The organism is Treponema bryantii (assembly GCF_036492245.1).
GTDB classification, from domain to species: domain Bacteria; phylum Spirochaetota; class Spirochaetia; order Treponematales; family Treponemataceae; genus Treponema_D; species Treponema_D bryantii_C.
In genome coordinates this window covers 3,126,542-3,149,876 of the sequence record NZ_AP025286.1, presented here as the reverse complement: position 1 = coordinate 3,149,876, position 23,335 = coordinate 3,126,542, and the positions used below count along the sequence as shown (strand labels likewise).

Here is a 23,335-nt window from a genome sequence, read left to right as displayed (position 1 = left end):
TTATGAATTTAAAAGCAATAAAAACAATCGTTATAAATTCAGTACAAAATACACTCTTATTTAAAGGTAGTTTTTTTCTAATGATACTTACTATTTTTATGTCAGAGATTATGTCTATCTCAATAATGCTTATTATTTTGAGTCAATTTCACGGATTTGGAGATTTAACAAGTGGCCAGTTTTTATTTATCTATTTGTTTGCACATCTTAGTTATAGTATCTGTTCATTATTTTTTAATAATTTAAGGCATCTTGGTTATTACATACAGGGTGGATATTTTGATCGTATTCTACTTATGCCTATGAACACAATTTCTTATGTTTGTTGTTATAATTTTGATTTTGCATATGTAGGTCAATTAATAACAAGTTTGATACTCTTCTTATTTTTTGCCAATAGTTTTGGAATAGTTTGGACATTTTTGAATGCTTGTATATTTATTTTATTACTGATTGGAAGTGTTCTTGTATTTGCTTCAATTTTATTAGTTTTGTCTACTGTTGCATTTACAGTAATAGATTGGAAACCTATAGATAATATATTTGGAGCTTTTAAAGAAATGTTATGGTATCCAACGTCTATATATAATAGGCTTGTAAGAATAATTTTATATTCCTTTGTACCATTAGCTTATGTCGTTTTTGAGCCTACTCAAATATTTTATAAGGTATGTGCAAATTTTAGGCAATATTATTATATTCCTCTAATATTTGTATTTGTAGCTATAGGACTTTTTATTTTTAGTTATAGAGTATGGAATTTAAGATCAAAATATTATCAGAGTGTAGGTTAAGAGGTAATTAAATGGAAAATATAATAAGCATTAAAAATATAACAAAGGAATATAAATGGGAAAAGAAATACAAAGGTATTGGTAGTATTCTCAAAAGTATTTTTAAACCTATGTATCAAACTGTAAAAGCTTTAGATGATATTTCCCTTGATATAAAAGAAGGCGAGATTGTAGGCTTATTGGGGCCAAATGGTGCTGGAAAATCGACTCTGTTTAAATGCATGACAGGTATACTAAAAACAGATTCGGGTACAATTTCAGTTCTAGGTAATAGAGCTTGGGAAGATAGAAAGAAAAACGTTCCTCAAATTGGAGCTTTCTTTGGATCTAAATCTCTTATGTGGTGGAATTTACCCGTAATCAAAACTTTTGAACTTATGAAAGATATCTATAAAATCTCTGAAAAAGATTTTTCTGATAGATTAAAGTTCTTTGAGAATATTATTGGAGAGCGTGATTATTTAGAAAAACCTCCTAGACAATTAAGTTATGGGCAAAGACAACGAGCAGAAATTATTTCTTGTCTTTTGCATAATCCTAAAATTGTTTTCTTAGATGAACCTACTTTAGGTTTAGATATTGTTGCAAAAGAATTATTATGTAAAATAATTTCCGAGAGTAACAAATCATTTGGTACTACATTTATAATTTCAACTCATGATTTAAAAGATGTAGAAAAACTATGTTCTCGTATTGTGATTATCAATAAAGGTAAGATTGTACAAGATAGCGATGCTATATCAATTGAAAAGAAGATTTTACAGCATTTTGTACTAACAGTAGATTTCGAAGATAGCATAGAAGAGAATAAATTTTCAATTCTTAATCTAAGTATAAAAAAAAGTGCTGATAGACAAATTTCTATAAACATAGATTCAAGCGAAACCAATATTTATAAACTTCTTGAAACGCTTAATAGTATCTATCCTATTGCGACATTTGAAATAAAGTATCAGACAATTGAAGATGTTATTAAGAAATACTATTTAGCCTAAGAGGTGAGATATGTTTGACTTGCAGAATTACATGAATACTGTTGAAGAAGAATACGGTTTGTTTAATTTGAAAATTTGTACAAAATTGAGTGATACTCCACTTATATATAAAATTTCTGATGGTACAAAGCATTATTTTTTAAAATTACATCATAACCGAAATATTACTGAGCAGGAACTTAACAAAAAATATGAAGCAATAGCGTCCTTAAAAAATAAAAAAATAAATACACCTCAAATTTATAGAACACAAAGCAATTCATTCTTTTTCTATTACCAAAATCAAATTGTAGAATTATATGAATGGTTAGATTTTGAACATTATTCAAATAATCCAGAGAGTAATGAGTCTACAATAAATCTGATGTTCAAAATGTTTGATGCTTTCAAATCAATTCCAGTGGATTCAAATGAAAAAAAATCATGTAGATATATATGTAATAATGATTTCAATATGGAATTAGAAAATTATCTGATAAGCAAACATTTACCAGAATATAGAAATAAGATAGAGACAATAAATGTATACTTAAATAATATAACTAATGAATGTGAAGAAATATTAAAAAAAGCTCCTTACCAATTGATTCATGCAGATTATAATTTGAAGAATATCGGATATATAGAAAATTCAGCTAATATACTTATGGATTTTGAAAGAGTAAAACCAGGATATATTATGGAAGATATTGCTCTGTGTTTTTTTGAAATTTGCATAAAAGATACAGAATCAAAATCTATTGCTAATGCTTCAGTAGATTTTTTCCATTCCTTAAAAAAGTATACAAATATAGAAATATCTGAAAAATTACTTCTATTTATAATTTGTAAAAGAATGTTGAGACATATTTATAGAGGTGTTGAAGCTTTAGATACTGGAAATAGTGTTTATAGAGGTTTTCAGAGTATTTTTCTAGATGGTTTAATAAAAGCCTTCAATTACCTTCAGAGTAAATATCCATATATCGAAGAGAAGATAGATAAAGAAAGCGAGAATCTTTTTACAATGCTAATTACACTTTCTAAAGAAGTTTTAGATGATGAAGAAGTTGAATGCCTGAAAAAGAATTTATGTACAAAAGAGAATATAACAAGATTGTTTACACTTTGCTGTAAGCATAAGATAATTTCGAATCTTTATTACCATCTAATTACTCATAATTTGTTATCTCAGATTCCTACGTATTATAAAATGCTTCTTATTAATACTATGAGTAATAAAAAAGAATTGGATTTTTATTTTAAACGTGAGTTTAAAAAATTAAATAAGATTTTATTAAAAAACGAAATTTCATATGTATGTATAAAAGGTTTATCTATAGCAAATAGATACTATAAAAATTCAAATATATTGCGAGATTATAATGATATTGATTTCTTAGTATGTAAGAAAGACCTTGCAAAAATAGAGGAGTTAATTGAGCAGGAGAATTATAAGCGAGGCTTTTATGATTTTTTAACAGGTGATTTTATTGAAGCAAGTCGTGAGGAAATTATCTATTACAAATTATCTTCACATCAAGTTTATCCATATACAAAAAAAATGCCTTCATTTAGTTTTTCTTCCTCTAATGTTTTTAAGATTGATATTAATTTTTCAATATTCTTTGGAGGAAAAATCAAAGATGAGATAGAAACGGAAGTTTTTCTAGAAGATATAGAATATATTACTGATGGATCCTTAAAATTTCCAATACTATCACCAGAAAAAGAGTTGATACAACTATGTTATAGTTTCTATAAAGATACAGTAATTGAAAAAAAACAAAATGGATTAAAATTTGTTTTATCAAATCTAAGAGATATTTGTTATTTAATAGAAAACAAAGAAATAAATGTTCAGAAATTATTAAAAATTCTAGAAGGGAAAAATATTAAAGATAACATATGGAAAGTTTTGGAATATACATATGTTTGTTTTAAGAAAGAAAAAATTGGATCGCTTTTAAAGAAATTAGATATAACTGTTACAAAAGAAATGGAAGAATTTGTGATGAAATGTGTTCTTGAATATTAATATTGAGTGGTGAGTATATGTATGAAGATTTGAAAACACAACTTGAAAACGTTCGTGGCTGTATATATTACGGAAAAGAAAAAAAATTAAAATCAGAACTTGTTTCAGAGATAGCTCAATGGAATAAACTATTAAAAGATCATCAGTGTATAATTATTAGATTAAATGAGTATCTAGAATGGTGGCCGATTTTTTTTGCAGGTATATTAAATTGTAAAAGATTAGTAATTCTTGATAAAGAAGTAAATCCTGAATTACTAACTAAAATAAAAAACGAAACGATGTGTGATTTTGAAATCTGGTATGAAAATGAATCTATACAATCGGAAAATGTCGAAAGCGTAAGTACTAAGGTTTTGAATCTAAAAGAAAGTGAAATTGTTATATATACAACTGGAACAACAGGTAATCCAAAAGGTGTTGTAATATCATATAATGCTTTCATTAAAAATCAAAAATTGATAAATGAAAAATTTATGATAGAAAATAAAGATGTATCACTGCATGTTTTAAATCAGTCGCATTCTATGGGGTTAGCTTTTGCTGTTTTGTGTTTTCTAACTGGTGGTGATATGTATACAGTTAATAATTCTTTGCTTTTATATAAGGAATTATTGAGGAAAAAAATAGATGTAATGATGCTTCCGCCAAACATGCTGATTACTCTTTTTGACAGTATTGATTTCTTGGAAATAGCTCAAGGAATGAAATTTATTGCAACTGGAGGAGGATACTTAGCACAAAAATATTATGATTTAGCTTTATTAAAAAAGATTCATATTATAAATGGTTATGGAATGACAGAATGTGTTTCTGGTGTTGCATCAGGAAGTTTTAATGAAACTACTACTAATAGTGGTGTAATACCTTTTACTGAAATAAAGTTAGCAGATAATGGTGAGATTCTTATAAGAGGAGAAACTGTTTGTAGAAAATATATAAATGGTGAAAGCATTTGTGATGGCGAGGGATGGTATCATACAAAAGATATAGGCCATTTTGATAATAATAGATTATATATAGATGGTCGCTTAGACAATGTAGTAATTTTAGATAGCGGTTATAAAGTCTGTTTAGAAGATTTAGAGAAGAGAGTTCTTCAGATAGAAGAAATAAAGGATTGCAATGTAAGATATAATAATAATTGCCTGAATTTATATATCGTTTTAGGAAAAAAAGAAAACTTCCGGATAAAAACAATAGAAGAGAAATTATATTTTTATGAACATGTAAAGATTATCATTGTAGATGAAATCAATTATAAAAAAAATAAAAAAAAGTATAAGGAGTAGTAAATGAAAGAAGAACTTATAAAAATAATACGACAGAATCTGTCGGAAATAAAGGAAGATGAAGATATAGAGCAGATTGAGAATCTTTGTGATTATGGATTAACATCAGTGGTGCTTATATCAATGATAATTAATATTGAGAAAGCTTTTAACATTGAAATAAAAGATGAAGATTTACTTTTTAAAAATTTTCTTTCTGTTAATACGATAATGGAAACACTAAAAAAATATAACATAACTAATCTATAAAATGGAAAGAAAAATATTGATTAATACAGGAGAAAGGATGAAAGAAATGAAAAGAATTTTGATATTAATATTACTTATTCTATCAATAGAATATTTATATGCAAATGATACAAAGGATGTTGATTTTTCATTTAATACAACATTGTCATACAATTCCTATGGTCCAAATTATCAAGGATATGGACCTGCGTTGGGAAAGAAATTCATCATAAAAAAAGGAAATAAAATACGAGTAGAAATTTCGGGTATTGCTAATAAAGATATTCCGATTATGTATTTTTCTATTGTTGATAGAAGTCAAAATGTAGAATTTTGGAAAGATATTACTCCTAAAAAGCAGTTGGTAATAAAAGATATTGTTGCTGGGGAACCTTTTAAGTGTAGTTTTACTACAAACGCTTTGGTCACGCCAACTTCATATTCTTCTGCAAGATTTGTCTTTATGCATGAATACATGCAGCTTAAGAAAGTAAAATTATCAAATTGCGAGATTAATATACAAATAGAAAAATAGAAGAGGTGATTTATGGAAAAAAGTATTTTAACAATAGGAATTACAACATTTGGGAATAAGATAGCTCAAAACGTAATTGACTTTTTGAAAGGGCAACCTATAGATGTTATTATTTCCGAGAATAAGGAAGATTTAACAAGCAATAAACCTTCCTTTTTTTATGAATTACAAGAATCTGGAGTAAATACAAAGTATATTTACTGCGAAGAAAGAGGAATTGCTAATAACAGACAAAAAATTCTTGATAATGTATGTACTAAGTATTTTTATACAATAGATAATGATGATTCGTTAACAGGAAATATTCCTGAATTAGTTACCTTCTTGTCAAATAATGATTACGATGCTTTATATATACGATGTTATGAAGATGGTAAATATATGCATATTCCGCATAGCTTTATTTATATGTGTACATGGATGCAAATATTTAAAACTGAATGGATTCGTGAACTTGGAGGTTATGTACAAAGCTGGAATTTTATACATGAAGAATCTGCAACAAATATAAATTGGCGGACTAATTTAGGAGATAGACCATATAAAAGAATAATTCTTCCGAAGCGATTAATATCATATAATTATCATGCAAACTCAGCTTGTGTAGTTTCATTTGATGTAAGTAAAGTTTGTGAATTTATAGATGGTATTCAAAATAATAAAAAAATAAAGAATAAGGAAAAATTCCTGGAATTATTTATGAAATTTACTGAAAAATATATAAGAGTTTATAGAGTAAATGATAAAAATACTGTTTATATTGACAATTTTATAAACGGGTCATATGAAGACATAATTGATAGCATTAATAATCAAAAACAATTAATAAAGTAAAAAAGAGATAATAAAAAATGAAAAAAAATGTATTAGTTATTGGAGGAACCGGTTTTATTGGTTCTGAAGTAATTTTTCAATTACAAAAAGAAGGAAAATATAATATTTTTTCTTTTAGCCGTTCAAAGAATGACAATTGTCCTTCTTTTATTGGAAATGTGGAAAAAATTGAAACTTTAGAAAAAGTATATCAAGAGATATCAGTAGATGTTACATTGATTTTATATGGATTGAAATCTATCGCAGCATCTGTAGATATAGATAAGTATTCAAAGAATGAAATTGATGGAATGATAAATATATTAGATTGTTGTGACAAATATAATTGTAAAAAAATTATATATATATCTTCTTCTGCTATATATAGTTCTGGTGAAAATATAAATGAGGATTCAGAACTGGAACTAAAAAGTTTTTATTCATTTACTAAATATACTAATGAAAATCTATTAATCTGGTATAAAAAAATTAAGAATATTGATTATGAGATCTTACGATGCTTTAATGTGGTAGGAGTAACAAGTCAAAAACGAATTTCAAATGATATTATTAGTTTATTACTCCAGAATAATAGACTAGATATTTTAGGAACAGATTTTAATACCTTTGATGGTACTTTGATAAGAGATTATATTCATGTAAAAGATGTAGCAAGAGCAATATTAAAATGTATAGAATTAAATAGTTCTAATATTCTAAATGTTGCATCAGGTAAAGGGTATTCAATCAAAGAAATAATTGAATTAACAAAACAATATAAATTAATTGATATTAAAACTTCCGTTCTTCCAAAAAGGGCTTTTGATCAAGATTGTTTAATCGCTAACATTCAGACAACAAAAGAGATATTGGATTGGTATCCTGTTTATTCTATTGAGAATATCATAAAAGATACTGCCGATGTCATAATGGAATTACAGAATTAATGTGTTTAATCGTTGAATAACCGTGGTTAATCTTATGACATTTGTCATATATGTTAAAAAAGAGATATGACTTCTGTCATAAACCCGCTTTTAGAGGGTTGATTATAATCAAAAATAGGGTAAAGTATAGGTAATAAAAAAAGTTTATTTAATAATAATTTAAAAATCATTTAATAATAATTACAAAATAAAAAGTATTTAAAAAAGAGTTAAAAACAATTATTTAAAAACACCTGTATAAGGATTGTAAAAAGTTGGATGGTAGTAATGGTTACTACCATTTCCAACTTGATTTTTACACAAATTCAAGTAAAAATATCGAGGGCTTTTATGGTAATTGAAAGTGCCAGAAAAAATGACTATGAAGAGCTTCTAAGTATTATGCAGGAATGTCAGGACTATCACTGTAGTTTGAGACCTGATTTATATAAGATCATAAAAAGTAGTGAGCAGCTGAAAAAAAGAGAATACAAAAAACTTATTAAGTCAAACATGATCTGGGTTGCTCGTGATAAAGAAATAATGGGCTTGGTTATCTGTCATCGTACGAGAAAAAGTTCACAGAATTATTTTAAGTTTTATAAATCATTAAATATAGATGTTCTTTCTGTAAAAGAAAAATATAAGCATCGTGGTGTTGCAACTGAATTACTTAATTATTCCTTTGAATATGCAAAAAAAGAAAAGTATAAAAAAGTTGAACTTCAGGTTTGTGCCAGTAACGATGCAGCCAGAAATCTCTATGATAGATTTGGTTTTGCAGAAAAGACAATCAATATGGAAAAAACAGCTTTCCTATAATTAAATAAAATCTAAATAACACTAATTGAAAAATTCCCCTTTTGCCAGTATTGTAATAAACCGAAGAAAGCGAGGTTTATAATGTTCAAGGATTGTCAGGGAATTCCGTACCCTGTTTTTGCAAAGGGTGTTGTAAGTGAGTGTGCTCCTGTTGTTGGAGCAGTTCCTTTTGGAAGCGTTTATTCATTGAAAGTTCTGCTGGAGGCAGGTTCACAGGAACCGGCTGCAGGACAGTTTTATATGCTTCATGCCGTTCGTTCAGATGTTCTGCTGGGACGGCCAATCAGTGTTTATCATTCACAGGTTGTTATCGAAGAAGAAAATCGTGTTGAACTCACATTTCTGATTTTGCTGAAAGGAAAGGGAACTAAGGAACTTTGTTCTCTGGATTTTGGAGATCTTATCAATCTGATTGGTCCTTGTGGAAACAGATTCCCGATGCCAAGTTTTAATGATAGTTTCGACAAAGACAGCCACCGAAAGGTTCTCATTATCGGCGGTGGTATTGGTGTTGCGCCAGTTGCTGGTTTTGCAGAAACTCTTCCTGCCGGTTCGTACGATTTTTATGCTTCATTCAAAAGCGGCAGTTACGGTCTCGAAAATCTAAAAGCAGAAAAAATTGTAATCACTACAGATGACGGTAGTGTAGGCGTTCACGGAATGCTTCCAGCTGCTCTCACAGAGGATACTCTGAAGGCAGGAAATTACGAAGCTGTTTATGCCTGCGGTCCAACTCCAATGCTTGCGTATATTCAGAAAATCTGTAAAGCAGCTGGGGTAAAAAGCTGGCTCAGTATGGAAGCTCATATGGCCTGCGGAGTTGGAGTATGTCTTGGTTGTGTAATCGATACAACAGAAGGAAAAAAACGCTGCTGTAAAGAAGGACCTGTTTTTGATGGTGATATTCTTCTATTTAATAGTGTAACAGAAGTAGCAGGCATCAAAGTTCAGCCTCGCCGCGAACCTCTTGCTGCTGATCAGGAACCGGACCTCAGTTTTACGCTCAAAGGCGTGAAGTTCCCTAATCCTGTAATTGGAAGTTCTGGAACTTTTGGTTTTGGAGTTGAATATAAAACACTCTTTGATGTAAACAGACTCGGAGGAATTTCTTCAAAAGGACTTACACTTGAACCTCGTCAGGGAAATGATGGAATCCGTCTGCATGAAACTCCGGCCGGACTTATGAACAGTATCGGTCTTCAGAATCCTGGAATCCCACATTTTATAGAACACGAGTTACCAGAGATGATGGCTCTTAAACCGGTAGCAATTGCAAATCTTTCCGGTTCATCACTTGAAACTTATGTTGAAGGTGCAAAACTGCTGGATTCAACAGATGTTCCTGTAATCGAACTTAATATTTCCTGTCCTAATGTAAGTGCCGGTGGTGCTGCCTTTGGAATGACCTGCGTAGGAGCAGAAAGTGCCGTCCGCGCTGTAAGGGCCGTAACCAAAAAGCCTCTCATCGTAAAACTTACACCGCAATCTCAGGAGCTTGTTCCTGTTGCCCTTTCATGTATTGAAGCCGGAGCAGATGCAATCAGTTTGTGTAACAGTTTCCAGGGAATTGCAATTGATATTGAACGTGGAGTTCCTGTATTTGATAAACTTAAAGCAGGCTTTGGTGGTCCAGCCGTTCGCCCGATTGCAGTGCGCCTTGTTTATGAAGTTGTCGAAGCAATCAACAAATTGCCGGCAGAGAAGCGCGTTCCGGTAATCGCTATTGGTGGTGCTGCTACCTGGGAAGACGCCGTAGAATTCATAATGGCCGGTGCTTCAGCCGTTCAGGTTGGAACAGCTACTTTTGCAAATCCAAATGCGATGATTGAAATGATAGATGGTCTTGCTGCATTTATGAAGCGCAAAGGATATCATAATATAGAAGAAATGCGTGGAATTATTCAGAAATAGGAAGAAACAAAGAATTTTAAGACAAAATAAGATTTTACTTATATATAGAAAAAAATTTGCTTATTTTGATAAACTGTAATATATTTAACGACAGAGGGGTTTCTAAGATTTTGACATCTTAGAAACCCTTTTTTATGGAGAAAATAGGGGTATTCTGCCGATAAATAAAGATAAGTAGTAACATTTTAAAAAGTATCAACATTTAAAAAATTTGAAAAGTTTTGACTCATAAGAGGTGTTGATATGAAGAAGTTTACAATTGCTTTATTATTTCTTGTTTCGGTCTTTGCCATTTCTTGTGAAATAGGTCTTGGTGCCGCTGTAGATACAGACCCACCAACACTGGATATTTCAACTCCTCCAGTAGATGCAGTAATCCGTGATAAATTTGCCATAGCCGGTAACTGGACTGATGACGGTACAATCGCCTCCGTCAAAGTAAAGCTTGAACGAACTGACGGGCTGGCAAACAGCAAATCACATACCTTTGATGCCGACTTTAAGGAATTAAAAGTTGGAAAGGGTACCTGGAAATATGTAATTGATCCAGTTGCAGAAGAAGTAATAGATGGTTCATATCAGGCAACCATCACAATTGCAGACTCTACTAACCGAAAAACAATTGTAACACGAACTTTTACTATCGATAACACCCCTCCAATTATAGTACTTACACGTCCTTCAACCGCAAAAGATTTAGCAAGTCCAGACAAATATGGTCAGAAGTTTACCCTCGAAGGTCAGGCCGCAGATACAAACAATATCAGTCGCATAGAACTGAAGCTTTTTACTGACAAAGAATGTACACAGCCGGTTAATGATGAACCGGTTGTTCTAAAAAATGTACCGCTTTCTATTTCAATGGATGCGGCAGATTATGATTCAGAAGATGAGAATTATATATACAATAAAGGAGAAACAGAAGAATTTTCTATAAATGTTCCAAAAGATGGAACTGGAAAACAGCTTTATTGTAAGATTTATGCATATGATGGCGCAGCCCGTTATGCAGATGAAGATGAAACAGCTACAGAAGATGATGAAAAAGGAAACTGTGCGGAGTATTTCTACCTGTATAAAAATATTTATACACCATTTTTACAGTATTATAAGATTACAGAGTTGTACTCAATTTTAAACGGAACTTACAGCGAAACAGCTTCAAGAGCCGTATCTCCATCAACAGTAAAAACAGATTATTTACTTTCCGATGATTATCAGCAGAAAGTAAGTGCATTTATTCTTAATCCAAAAAATAATCCAACTTATATTGTTACTGGACGTAGTCCTCTTGCACTTGATGGTTCAGATTTTACAGGTGTAGCAAATGATATTACAACAGGTCAGAGCGTAATAGTTGAAGTTTCTCCTGGTCTTGATGATATTCCTCTTGATGAAACCAGCCTTAAAGTTTATGCACAGGAAATAATATTCAATAAGGATAATACCTATGTAATTAAAGATGAGAAGATTTATCCAGATGCTACAATGGAATCTAAGGGATCTTCATATCGTTTCAATGTAAGACTCTCTCGTAGTGATGAAGGAGTTGCAGGTCTTAAAATTGGAAAAACCTACGTATTTGGCGTAGAAGGTAAAGACCAGTCAAATAATAAGGTAGAAGCTGATGGCGGAAAACCATTCGGATTCCGTCTAACATCAAATGGTAATGGTCCAAATCTTGTAATCAATAAACCAGAGGATGCAACAACATATATTGGAAAAAACACAGCTAGTCAGATTTTTGAAGGTTATGTTGAAGTTGAAATGGGAGAACCAACGATTCTTATTTACAAGGGAACCGATGAAGACAATAATCTTATTCAAGAAATTAAATTTGAAGAAGCTGAGGCTATTAAAGTTAATGGTGCTTTACACTACGATTTCACATACCCTTATGATGCATTTGAAGATAAAAATGAAATTCATAAGTTAATTTTTAAGGCAGATCTTGGTGGACAGCTTTCTCAGAGAATTGAAAAGACAATTGTTTATGATATTGATGCTCCAAGTATTAGTATTACAAAACCAGCAACAGCAAAGAAATTCAGCGATAATATTGGTACAGAAGAAAGTGGTGCATATCTGAATGGTGAAGTTGAATTTACAGTAATGTTAAATGATAAAGGTGGCTCTGGACTTGCTTCAGAAGATGAAGAAGTTGAATCAGGAAAGGAGCCAAAGTATTTAGCACCAAAATATGAAATTATAAATGCTGCAGATTCAAGTGTTATTTCTGAAGGAATAATAACAGAAACTACAGGTCAAACAATAAAAATTAATACTGCTGCAGATGAATATAATAATAAGACAATTATATTCAGGGTAACTGCATACGATATTGCTGGTAATAAATCTTCTACAAAAGATAGAGATGAAAACTATACTTTTATAATTAATCAAAGTACAGATTTACCTTATATCGGTGAAGATGAGACTTATACTAAACTCGATTTTGCAATGGATGATATAAATGCTTATTATCAGCAGGAAGGAGCAAAAGTAGGTAATGTAGAAAAAGGTGCTGTGTTAAAGTTTAAACTTTATGATGATGATGGAGCTGCAAAACTTTTCATTGTAAATAAAAAACTTGAAATTACAGCTAATGGAAATACACATACAATAGCAAATTGGGAATCAGATGCGACAAAACTAAGCAATGTTTTTGAAGTAACACAAGATACTCCAAATAAACTGGTTACAATTAGTTCTTATTCATTCCCTATTAATGATACTGACTGTGGTTTCTATGAATATGCAATAATTGCAGTGGATACCGTTGATAATTCTAAAAAGACTATTATAGGTCCATTTATAGTTCGTGTAACACAGGATAAAGCTTCTATTACAGTAACATCAGATAAAGAATATGGAAACAGCACTTATGAATTTAATAATACTGTAACTATTACTCCATCTGAAGGTCCTTATGAAATTTATAGACAGGTTGTAAAGAAAGGCACAGATGGAAAATGGGGAACTTATACTGATGAAACCAGTTCAGATACGGATATTTCTAAATACAAGAAAATTGCATCTAATATTTTAGATACTGATCTTACTTTTACGGATAACATAAAGATAGAAGATTATTATATCAATGAAGAAGCTAAAGATATAACTGTATATTACAAGGTTGTTGATTCAATTGGAAATGCGAGTGTTCCGAAGTCTGTCACATTATATATTGATAATGAGCCTCCAACAATAACAATTCAATCACCAATATCAGGAAAAACTGGTACTTCAGCATTAACCGATGAAACTGTTCAGTTTACAGGAATTGCAAAAGATGAGAAATCTGGAGTGTCTAAAATTTTCTATAAAATAGATGGTCCTGACTTGACTGTTGATTCATTTACAGAAATGGAAGCATCAAATGGTTCTTATGCAATCGAAAAAGCATTTATACAAAGCTCGGCACCTGAGTCAGAAAAGGTTGGAAAACTTCTAGAAGGGAAATATTATTTCCATGTATATGCAGAAGATGATGCTGGAAACCAATCAGGTGTTTTAACACGTGAATTTGATGTAGACTTTAGTAATCCTGAAATTTCAGCAAGTATTAATAAATATATTTATAATAATACAGATATTACTGCTGGAAAAGGAAGTTTTACAATTTCTGGAACAGCTTCTGATACACTTGGTTTGACATCTGTAAAGGTTTATATAAAAGAAGTAAAATCAGATGGTACTACACCAAAAGTGCTTGATGTTCCAGTTTCTGGTATTAGTTCAAATAATACATGGACTAAAACAATTGTATTTGGAGCAAGTGAAAATACCAGCGCAACAAACTATCTTGCTGAAGGAAAATATGAAATCTGGGCTGAGGCTACAGATAAAGTCGGAAAAACTCAAAGTTCAGAAAAGAAACAGATTACAATAGACTATACAGCACCAATTATTGATTATATTGATAATAATGATACTATTACTACTACATTAAAATTGAACGATGTAGTTTATGATGAAAATAAATGGTATGAATCAAAAACATTAAAAGTTGATGTCGTAGTAACTGATACCGTTTCAGGTGTTTCAACAGTACAGTGTATTACCTTAAATAAAAATGGTGGAGAGAGAGTATCTCCTTTGTCATTAGATGAAAATGATAACTGGACTGGTTCTGCACAACTTGCCTCTGATGGAGCTGCATTAACAATTACGCTTAACGCTAGAGATGCTGCAGGAAATCTTGCAACTCAGGTTACAAAGACTGTAAAGGTAGATACATCGGGTCCAACTCTCGAAGTTTATAAGTATAAGATTGGTAATGATGGAACATTAAAAACACCAAGTGGAACTGTTTACATCAATAATACATCACAGCTTATTGTTTATGGAAATTATTCAGATGAACAAAGTGGTGTACGACCTCTTAGTTTTGAAGGAACTACAAATGGAGCAGACAATAAACCTCAACAGCCAACTGTAACTTATTCTACTGCGGTTGCTAGTGATACAAATGATTCATATCCAATTTCAACTCTTACAGATGAAAATAGATTATCAGTAAAATCCTGGAAGGCAGTGTTTACAAATGGAATGCTCGGTACAGACACATTAAAAGTGTCTGGTAATAATGCAGCTGGGGCTGAAGGTCTTTCTGCAGAAAAGAATCTGTTTGCAATCAGTCGTGATACTGTAGAACCTACTTTTGATAAACTTAATTTCACAACAGATTCAGATCATTTCTCTGTATATGCCAAGAAAGCTAAAAGAAATAAGACAGATGAAAACGGTAATGTTATAAATGATGATGATGACAATCCCGTACAAGAAGAATATATAGAGAATTATTTCATCAATAATAAGCAGGGTAAATTCATAATTTCAGGATTGACTGATGATTCAAAACCTGAAGATGCACCGGCAACTGAAGGTCCTGCTTCTGGAGTAGAACTAGTAAAACTTGAAATTGAAGATGCTGCTTCTCATAAATATTCAAAAACTGCAAGTACTGCATATTTTGCTAATATTGATTTGAGTGAATTTGTAACATCAGCAACTGCAACTATTACAGTTTATGACTATGCGGGTAATTCAAAATCATATGATTTACCGGATATTGTATTTGATAATGACAGACCAACAGGTGTACATGAAATTGACATAACAGGTAAAGATTTGGTTTTCCGTATTAGTGACAGAACAAATGATGACATAAATAATAAAACTGGAGATGAAAAGAATGCTTCTGTCTTTGGACTAACTTGGAATAGTTATACAGATACATCTGTTACACCGAATAAACAATATTCAAAAATAGATGAAGCTGCAGGTGGAAAATATTCAGGTGGTTCATTTGGAAATTCTTATACACAGAAAGTTCGCGGAAGTTTCACTGATGGAACTGGTAGCGGTATTAAGCAGATATACTATAAGATTTATGACAGATCACAATCTTTAATATTTGATACTACAAAGAATGAAGAATGGTATTATACCGAAAATGATTTGACTGCCCCTGATAAACTTGCTGCTCTTGAAGCAAGAAAGAATGACCTTGTTGAAGATGTTGTAAGTAATAACCAGTATCTGGCGCCTCTTTCTACTCCTGAATATAAGCGTGTATTCTATAATGTTAAGAAAGGAGACTCAGATCCATATAGTGGACATCAACTTTATAAGAATTCTGAGAAAGTAGTTGAACGAAAGAAGTTTAACCCTACAGATGGCTCATGGACTACTGTAAAAGAAGACTCTCCAGATTATGCTACTGCAATAGAATTCTATAAATACTGGAAAATTGAGGAAACAACCTATTCATTCACAATTCCTCAGTTGAATGAAGGTTGTAACTATCTGGTAATTGTTGCAGAGGATAATGTAGGTAACTACTATATTGACTGCTCTGATCCAATCGACCACGATGGTGATGGCAATGAATTAACTTCAACACCAAAACGTATTTACTCAAATTATTCTATGAATGTGGATACAACTGCACCAGAGATAGAATTGGTTGGTTCAACTGATATCCAGCATTCTAATGGTGGTGATTATACTGTTCAGGTAAAAGTTACAGATCCAGGAGTCGCTGGAGTTTCAAATAGCTCTTCTGGAATTAAGACTGTAAAATTGTCTACAGATAAAGGAACTGTATCATGTACATATACAGGCAGCAATAATATTTGGGAAGGAAATGTAAAATCAATTCTGGAAGATAAGAAGACATATACAGTATCAGCAACTGCAGAAGATGTTGCAGGTAGTTCTTCAAAACGAGTTGTTGCAAATGTAATGGTTGATACAACCGCCCCATCTGTAACAATAGCATCTCCAACAGATGCAGATAAATCAGATGCAGGAAATAATAATAAAACACAGATAAACGGAACAATTCTCCTTTCAGGAACTGCAGAAGATACTGATGGTAGTGGTGTAAAAGAAGCCGTTGCTTTGTATTATAGAATAGTAGCATCAAATGCTGCAGCTCCTGCAAAACCAGAGAATAAGACAGTTCCAGGTGATGAGTCTTGGAATTCTGCCTGGAAAGCTGTTCAGTGTAGTCCAACTGGTTCTTCATCTTGGAGTTTTACAGGTATAAATACAAAGAAATTAAATGGTACAGATCCTGTAACAGATGGTTCTAGAGTTTATTTTACTGCAGCAGTAAAAGATCTTACAGACAATATAGGTTATTCAGATCCTATTGAAGTAATAATAGATCAGGATACAGACCGTCCTGTTGTTAAGATTACTTCAATGTCTCTTTTGAATATGGCAAGCAATAATCGTGCTGGTTCAAAGGATGCTGTATTGTCAGGTTCCGTATCAGATGATGATGAAATACCAAATGCATTAGCTTATCGTATTGGAGATACTGGTACCTTTACAGACTCAACAGTAACAGGATCAAGCCTTACATATTCATCAGATGATGGTAGTTTCGAATTGGCATTAGATGATGGTCCGCAGAATATCTATTTCAAAGTTACAACAAATGAAACCGATTCAAATGGTAACTATATAAGCTATGAAACCAAGTTGAATCCAGGTAATTCTGATGTTGAAGTTATGCCAAAATTAACGGATCGTAATGGACATAGCTTTGGTTATAAAGACAGTTCTATAATGGATACTGTAATATTCCTTGCTGTAGATACAGAAGCTCCTGAAACAGAGGATTTCGCATTTACACGAACTCCTGAAGATGAAAATGCATGGGCATCTACAATTTCCAGCGAATATTTTGGTGGTACTCAAAGACAAAAATTCTATTTACGCGAATATGCATATGATGCAAATGATGTAAAACAAGTTTATTTGTCTATTCCGGCAAACGAAAATGATAATGAATCACAGGCTATAACTTCATGGGTGTATAAGAATGAATCTACTAAAGTAACTAAGACAATTTATACAAAAGGAAATCAGCCGACATCAACCGCTGATTACTGGTTAATATCTACAGCAAGTGGAACAAAAACAGGAAGTCTTTCGTCTGTTGCAGTTGATTACAAAACAGTAACTATCTCAAGTGGTACTAATGCTGGAACATATACAAGAACAGCATATTTATTCCATCTGGATGGTCCTGATAAAACCACTACAAATGGAAAAGAAAACTTCTTCCTGTGGAAGTCTGCAGATGATAATCCTGTAGATGTAACAAATCTTGCAAGTGGAGAAAGAAATACATCACTTATTACATACGATGGAACACGACCAACTACAGAAACAAAGATTATTAAAATAGATAATACAGATCCTACAATTAATATTTCTGCCCCCGCATCTGTTACAAGTAGTGCTGTAGTAAATGGTAGTATTGTTGGTGAATCAGAAAAAACAACAGTTTCTTTTGCTGTAACAAAAGAAGATGTTACTGATGGTACAACAATTACTTCATGGAAAGAAGAAACAAATGCTGGTACATCTTCATTTAAAGTTAATTTTGATGGTGGAGATGAGGAAGATGTATATGAAACTCATGCAACCTTGTTAAAGCAGTATCTTATTACATTAGGAATTCTTGAACAGTCAGATATAGATAATAAAACTGCTCTGGCTCGTCAACATCATCCAGTTCATGTTTGGATTAAGTCTGAAGATAACTGTAATAATGTTGGATATAACTATCAGCTTGTTTATGTAGATCCATTAGGAAATATTCCAACTGTTACAATTGGGTATCCAACTTCAGATGGTCAAACTCTCGGTGGGTCTGTGTCATTCATGGGTACTGCAAAAGATAATATAGATCCAAAATTTGTATGGTTGCAGTTTGATGTAAATAATGATGGTAACTGGACTACTGCTGATTATAATTTATTAAAAGATAAATATGCCTTTGGAAATATGAAGACAAATGCCAATATTGTATCTGGAGCATCTGTATCAGATGCTGATATTGATGATATCGGTATAAAAACTTCAGTAGAAGGTGGTTCATGGAACCAGATTGTAAATACCTCTCATTTATTCCCTAATGAAGATGCTACTTCAAATAATGTGACAATGTGGGTTTACGCTTCAGATGATGATAACGGAGATGGAACTGTTATTAATGTAAGCCGTTCCGAAATTAGAACCTTTAAGGTAGATAAAGATAATCCATACTTTAAGCAGGACACTCTGAAGCTTGTACAATACGCAACTCCAGCAGATCCAACAAGTACTAAGCAGAGAGAACTTGTATATACTGAGGGTATGTATATTAGAGGCATATGGTGGCTTGAAGGTGAAGTTAGAGATGATAGTTCTGGAATTAAAGAAATAAAGAAAAATGATTTCGGGGAGAATAATCAATATGGAGATTACTCAGATGATCTTTCTTCTCAGACTACAGGAGATATCAGATTCACTTCGGAATTAGATAATGGAAATATTAACTATACCTTTAAGATAAAAGTTGGAGATGCTTCTGAATCAGGAAGAAACAGATTTAAACTTAAAGTTTGGGAAAATAAATCACCAGATACTCGAGATGCTGAAAAAGAGTTTATCATTTACTATGATAACAAAGCTCCAATATTTGCAGATCCATCAAATTCTTCTGATGGTATAGCAACAGAAGTAAAGAACTCAAATGGTTTCTATGGTCTGCATTCAACAGCGTATGAAAAAAATAATTCTGACTCGGGAGTAGAACGGGTTGCTGTTTACTTTACTCGTACAATTGAAAATGATACTTATATATTTGATCCAATGTATAAGAGAGGAGCAAAAGTAGATGATAATGATATTTCTCGAATGATGACTGGAGCATCTACCTCTATTTCTCAGGATACAACAGGAGATAAACTATATTGGGGTTCTGCAACGGCAGCCACAAATGGACTTGATGGTGCAAAAGTTACTCTTACTACTGTGGTTGCAAGTTATGTTCATATCGGTGGCCTTGTAAAAATTGATGGCTTTGTTTATAGAATCCAGGGTATTTCTGAAAATAAGAAGACTGTTACCTTGTCTAGTGCACCAGCTGCATTACCATCAGATAATAAGGTTTATTTTGCAATAGCAAATGTTGTTGATAATTCAAAAGAAGAAAAGAAACCATCTAATGCAACAAGCGGAGTTACAGATGACTATCGTTATGGATATGCAAGTGCATATGACGATGATGATTTTGATGGTATAATGGAATACTTGAAGAATATTGATACTTCAACTTGGGATTGGAATTTGTATATCAATTCTAAAAATATCCCAGATGGCGACATTACTATTCATTATGTAATTTTCGATAAGGCAGGAAATAGTGCATATAATTCTGTAAATGCTTCTGTAGAAAACAATAAACCACGTCTTGTAAGTGTAAAGATTGGACGAGACGTAAACCAGGATAATAGTATCGCAGAAACATCTCCAGAAACTATTACATATTTCCCAGAAGGAATGGATGATAAACCAACTCTTTACAAGAATGGAGCAGATTCAATTACAGTACCAAAGATTATAGTTAAGAGTACAATGGAGGTGACTCCAGAAATCGTTGGTGGTAATGATAAACTTTATTACAAGATAAAGAAGGGATCTGAGACCTCTTATATTGGATATGGTACAAATGATGCTGGTATCGAATTAATGGATGGAAATGATGATTACGATAATGCAGACTGGACAGAGATAAATGAGCATGTAAAGAATGGAGAATTGGATACTAATACAGCAACAATAAGACATAATTTGGATCCTAATAATCCTGTAAGATATCAGAGATTGATTTCTGAAAATAATGATGCATGGAGTTTATATTACGAGATATATGATAGGAAAGAAATTGGTGATCCAAATAAAGTTTATATCAATATTCCGTTAATTGAATTTGCCGTTTATGATGAAGATCCACCATCTGTAGCAATTACACCATTCTATTGGAAGAAAGACGGAGACATAAAGAAGTCTAGTGCGCTTTATGAAGATGTAGAGATTGAGAGCGAGACAAAAACAGTGGCTCGTGGACACATAGAGTTGAAATCTGAATTCTCAAGTTCTGTATTTACTGGAACAGGTGAGAAGGATGGAGATGACAAGGTTTCTGGTATTATAAAGATAGAAGGAACTGCTTCGGATGCTCGAAAACTTAGTGCTCTGTATATCAGTGTACCTGGTATGGAAACTCATTTTGGAAGTGGTACAGGTAATGCAAATCTTACAAAGAAGACTGTTGGTTCTGGTAATTCTGCAGTAGATTACTATCAAATTGCAACTTACAATGGCTCATCTTGGGTAGATAAAGCAGGAAATATTACAAACTATGGCTTTGCATTCCAGACATCTGATAACTCAGTAACAGATACTGGTCATTCGGTAAAATGGACATTTACTTGGGATACATCAAAAATTTCTACAATTACTGCTGCCAATGTAAATATCAAAGTTCTTGCTGAAGATGCCGCAAGCGAAGCAAGTGCAAGCGATAATAACCCTCAAAACAAAACTGCAGTTGAACCTTTGCAGGTGGATGTTGTTCCATACATCACTAAACTTGTAACAGACATTTCAGAATCTGCCGGTGAAGAATTTGCCCGCTCTGCAACTGGTAAGTACATTGTTAAGGGAAGTTATCTTGATACAAATAAAACAGCACAAACAGAAACTGTAAAGGTTTATGGTTTCAATCTTGCTTTGACAGCAAATTCAGTGTCTAGTTCTGCAACTATAGGAACTTTAAGTGCTGGAGGTACAGACGCAGACGATTCTAAGTCTTCATATCTGAATCTAGCAATTGGTACAGGTTCAAATAGTGGAAAACTTTCTGTTAAAGTAAATAACATAGAAAGCCTTAACAATATAAACCAGAATCCAGAAAAAGCTACTGGCAATAATGCAACTTCATTTAAGACAGATAGTGTTGCTCTGTATAACAGTCAGGCAAATGACGAAACAAACAATCTTCTTACAGATGATGTTGAACTTGTTGTTTGGGATATGAATTACTTCCTGGATGAAACAAATATTACCAGTCCTATGCTGAAGATGGATAAGAATGGTAATTACTATATGAGCTATGGCTATGGTGTTCCTAGTATGTATGTTAACAAGAATGGTACAGTAAGACAAATCGACTACAGTTATAATAAATTCCAAAATACAAATGTTATTTTTGATGATTACGGAAACACATATGCTGTAGCAACAAATACTGACCGTATTACAAACGATTCTGCAAGATTTGTATTCTATACACCTAATACAGGTAGTATGCCTGATTCTGTTGGTAATGATGTAGCATATTTATATAATTCAGCTTCTAAGCGACATCTCGAAATGGTCTATAATAAGGATACCGGGGTATATAATATTGATAGAGTAAAACAACCAAAATTGGCTTCGTACACAGATACGATAAATGGTAAATCATATCTTGCAGTTGCCTATTACGATTATAATGATAATTCAAATCCAATTAAATTTAGATTCGGATCTAAGAGTGGTGGAAGTGAATCATTTACCCAAAGTTATAATTCTAAAACATTTACTTATCAAGCCAGTATTAGAGCAAGTGCTAGTGACTATGTAGAAGGATGGAGATGTAATGATAATAATACAAATTATACAGGTTATTATGTTGAAATAGAAGGCAACTATTACAAATTAACTAGAAAAAATGTATATAACCAAAATAATCAATATTATTATACATTACCATATTATGCTGCTGAGAACTTTTCATCTCCGATTTATTCAGGAACTTTGAGTTCTGCAAGTAATTCGGGAGGTATAATGAATACATTGGCTTCTTTCAGTAGGACTGATAATCCGACTACAACAACTGTGGATGGTTATCATACAATAGCTAACAAAACTAGTACGAAAGGTAGTGGAGAATATGTATCAGTTGGTATCCTTCCTCATTCTGACGGTACAAATGGTTATATTGCTGTTGTTGCCTGGTATGATTCATCTGCTAGAAAATTGTATTATTCGTATAACACGGATCCAGATACTGTGAGTGACACAGTATGGCAAACTAAAGCAATTCCAATTGATACAGCTAGCTATACTGGATGGTATGTAGATCTTGCTGTTGATGCAGGTGGCCATATCCATATTGCATATTATAATAGTGCAAAGGGTGACTTAAAGTATGCATATCTCGATAGTTATAATGATGCAACACCTGAAGTTGTAACTGTAGATTCATATCTTTCTGTAGGTACAAACATTACTGTTAATGTTCGAGAACAGAGTGGAAAATATATTCCTTATATCTACTATTACAATTCATCGTCAAGCCGAACTTCAAACTCTATAAAAGTTGCTTGGCGTAAAGACATGGATAATTTACGTAACGGTGCTGTCGGTGACAAGTTTACAGGTGCCTGGGAATGTATGACAATTCCAAGTGCAAATACACCAGTAGATGCGACAGTTTGTGGTGGTGTACCAACTAGTGTTGAAACCGAAGCAACAGACTACAGTAAATCAGTAGTTCTTGGTTATATGACCGACAAATACTACGAAAAGGCTTACATCAAAGGCGACATCACCAGCGCAAACTGGTAAAAAAAACTCCACTTGCCCCTCGGTCAAGTGGAGTTTAAT

11 protein-coding genes are annotated in these 23,335 nt (G+C 32.3%); all 11 read left to right on the top strand.

The features are described from left to right. Positions 1-2 precede the first annotated feature (2 nt). The 11 genes from AABJ44_RS13675 to AABJ44_RS13625 all read left to right on the top strand — a co-directional run bounded on the left by AABJ44_RS13675 (position 3) and on the right by AABJ44_RS13625 (position 23,296). The gene (locus AABJ44_RS13675) at positions 3-794 is read left to right on the top strand and encodes an ABC-2 family transporter protein (RefSeq protein WP_338369597.1); all 792 of its coding nucleotides are present in this window, start codon (positions 3-5) and stop codon (positions 792-794) included. Positions 795-805: 11 nt separating this feature from the next. Next, positions 806-1,789, top strand: coding sequence for an ABC transporter ATP-binding protein (locus tag AABJ44_RS13670; protein WP_338369596.1), 984 nt, complete (start codon positions 806-808; stop codon positions 1,787-1,789). Positions 1,790-1,799: 10 nt separating this feature from the next. Continuing rightward, entirely contained in the window at positions 1,800-3,806 is a 2,007-nt protein-coding gene (locus AABJ44_RS13665; protein ID WP_338369595.1) for a nucleotidyltransferase family protein, read from the top strand. Between the two features lie 17 nt (positions 3,807-3,823). Further along, entirely contained in the window at positions 3,824-5,098 is a 1,275-nt protein-coding gene (locus AABJ44_RS13660; protein WP_338369594.1) for an AMP-binding protein, read from the top strand. A 3-nt stretch (positions 5,099-5,101) separates the two neighbouring features. After that, complete coding sequence (locus AABJ44_RS13655; RefSeq protein WP_338369593.1) at positions 5,102-5,347, top strand: phosphopantetheine-binding protein; 246 nt, start codon at positions 5,102-5,104, stop codon at positions 5,345-5,347. Positions 5,348-5,384: 37 nt separating this feature from the next. Beyond that, the gene (locus AABJ44_RS13650; protein WP_338369592.1) at positions 5,385-5,861 is read left to right on the top strand and encodes a hypothetical protein; all 477 of its coding nucleotides are present in this window, start codon (positions 5,385-5,387) and stop codon (positions 5,859-5,861) included. Between the two features lie 12 nt (positions 5,862-5,873). Then, on the top strand, positions 5,874-6,695 hold the full coding sequence (locus tag AABJ44_RS13645; RefSeq protein ID WP_338369591.1) for a glycosyltransferase: 822 nt from the start codon (positions 5,874-5,876) through the stop codon (positions 6,693-6,695). 17 nt (positions 6,696-6,712) lie between these two features. Beyond that, positions 6,713-7,621, top strand: coding sequence for an NAD-dependent epimerase/dehydratase family protein (locus tag AABJ44_RS13640; protein ID WP_338369590.1), 909 nt, complete (start codon positions 6,713-6,715; stop codon positions 7,619-7,621). Positions 7,622-7,951: 330 nt separating this feature from the next. Further along, positions 7,952-8,422, top strand: coding sequence for a GNAT family N-acetyltransferase (locus AABJ44_RS13635; protein WP_074643880.1), 471 nt, complete (start codon positions 7,952-7,954; stop codon positions 8,420-8,422). Positions 8,423-8,503: 81 nt separating this feature from the next. Further along, on the top strand, positions 8,504-10,333 hold the full coding sequence (locus tag AABJ44_RS13630; RefSeq protein ID WP_338369589.1) for a dihydroorotate dehydrogenase: 1,830 nt from the start codon (positions 8,504-8,506) through the stop codon (positions 10,331-10,333). A gap of 243 nt (positions 10,334-10,576) precedes the next feature. Then, positions 10,577-23,296, top strand: coding sequence for an Ig-like domain repeat protein (locus AABJ44_RS13625; protein WP_338369588.1), 12,720 nt, complete (start codon positions 10,577-10,579; stop codon positions 23,294-23,296). The last annotated feature ends 39 nt before the right edge of the window (positions 23,297-23,335 follow it).

What these genes read in the sequence shown, in the direction of transcription:
- AABJ44_RS13675 (WP_338369597.1), top strand. Translation starts at nt 3, where the DNA reads ATGAATTTAAAAGCAATAAAAACAATCGTTATAAATTCAGTACAAAAT.
- AABJ44_RS13670 (WP_338369596.1), top strand. Translation starts at nt 806, where the DNA reads ATGGAAAATATAATAAGCATTAAAAATATAACAAAGGAATATAAATGG.
- AABJ44_RS13665 (WP_338369595.1), top strand. Translation starts at nt 1,800, where the DNA reads ATGTTTGACTTGCAGAATTACATGAATACTGTTGAAGAAGAATACGGT.
- AABJ44_RS13660 (WP_338369594.1), top strand. Translation starts at nt 3,824, where the DNA reads ATGTATGAAGATTTGAAAACACAACTTGAAAACGTTCGTGGCTGTATA.
- AABJ44_RS13655 (WP_338369593.1), top strand. Translation starts at nt 5,102, where the DNA reads ATGAAAGAAGAACTTATAAAAATAATACGACAGAATCTGTCGGAAATA.
- AABJ44_RS13650 (WP_338369592.1), top strand. Translation starts at nt 5,385, where the DNA reads ATGAAAGAAATGAAAAGAATTTTGATATTAATATTACTTATTCTATCA.
- AABJ44_RS13645 (WP_338369591.1), top strand. Translation starts at nt 5,874, where the DNA reads ATGGAAAAAAGTATTTTAACAATAGGAATTACAACATTTGGGAATAAG.
- AABJ44_RS13640 (WP_338369590.1), top strand. Translation starts at nt 6,713, where the DNA reads ATGAAAAAAAATGTATTAGTTATTGGAGGAACCGGTTTTATTGGTTCT.
- AABJ44_RS13635 (WP_074643880.1), top strand. Translation starts at nt 7,952, where the DNA reads ATGGTAATTGAAAGTGCCAGAAAAAATGACTATGAAGAGCTTCTAAGT.
- AABJ44_RS13630 (WP_338369589.1), top strand. Translation starts at nt 8,504, where the DNA reads ATGTTCAAGGATTGTCAGGGAATTCCGTACCCTGTTTTTGCAAAGGGT.
- AABJ44_RS13625 (WP_338369588.1), top strand. Translation starts at nt 10,577, where the DNA reads ATGAAGAAGTTTACAATTGCTTTATTATTTCTTGTTTCGGTCTTTGCC.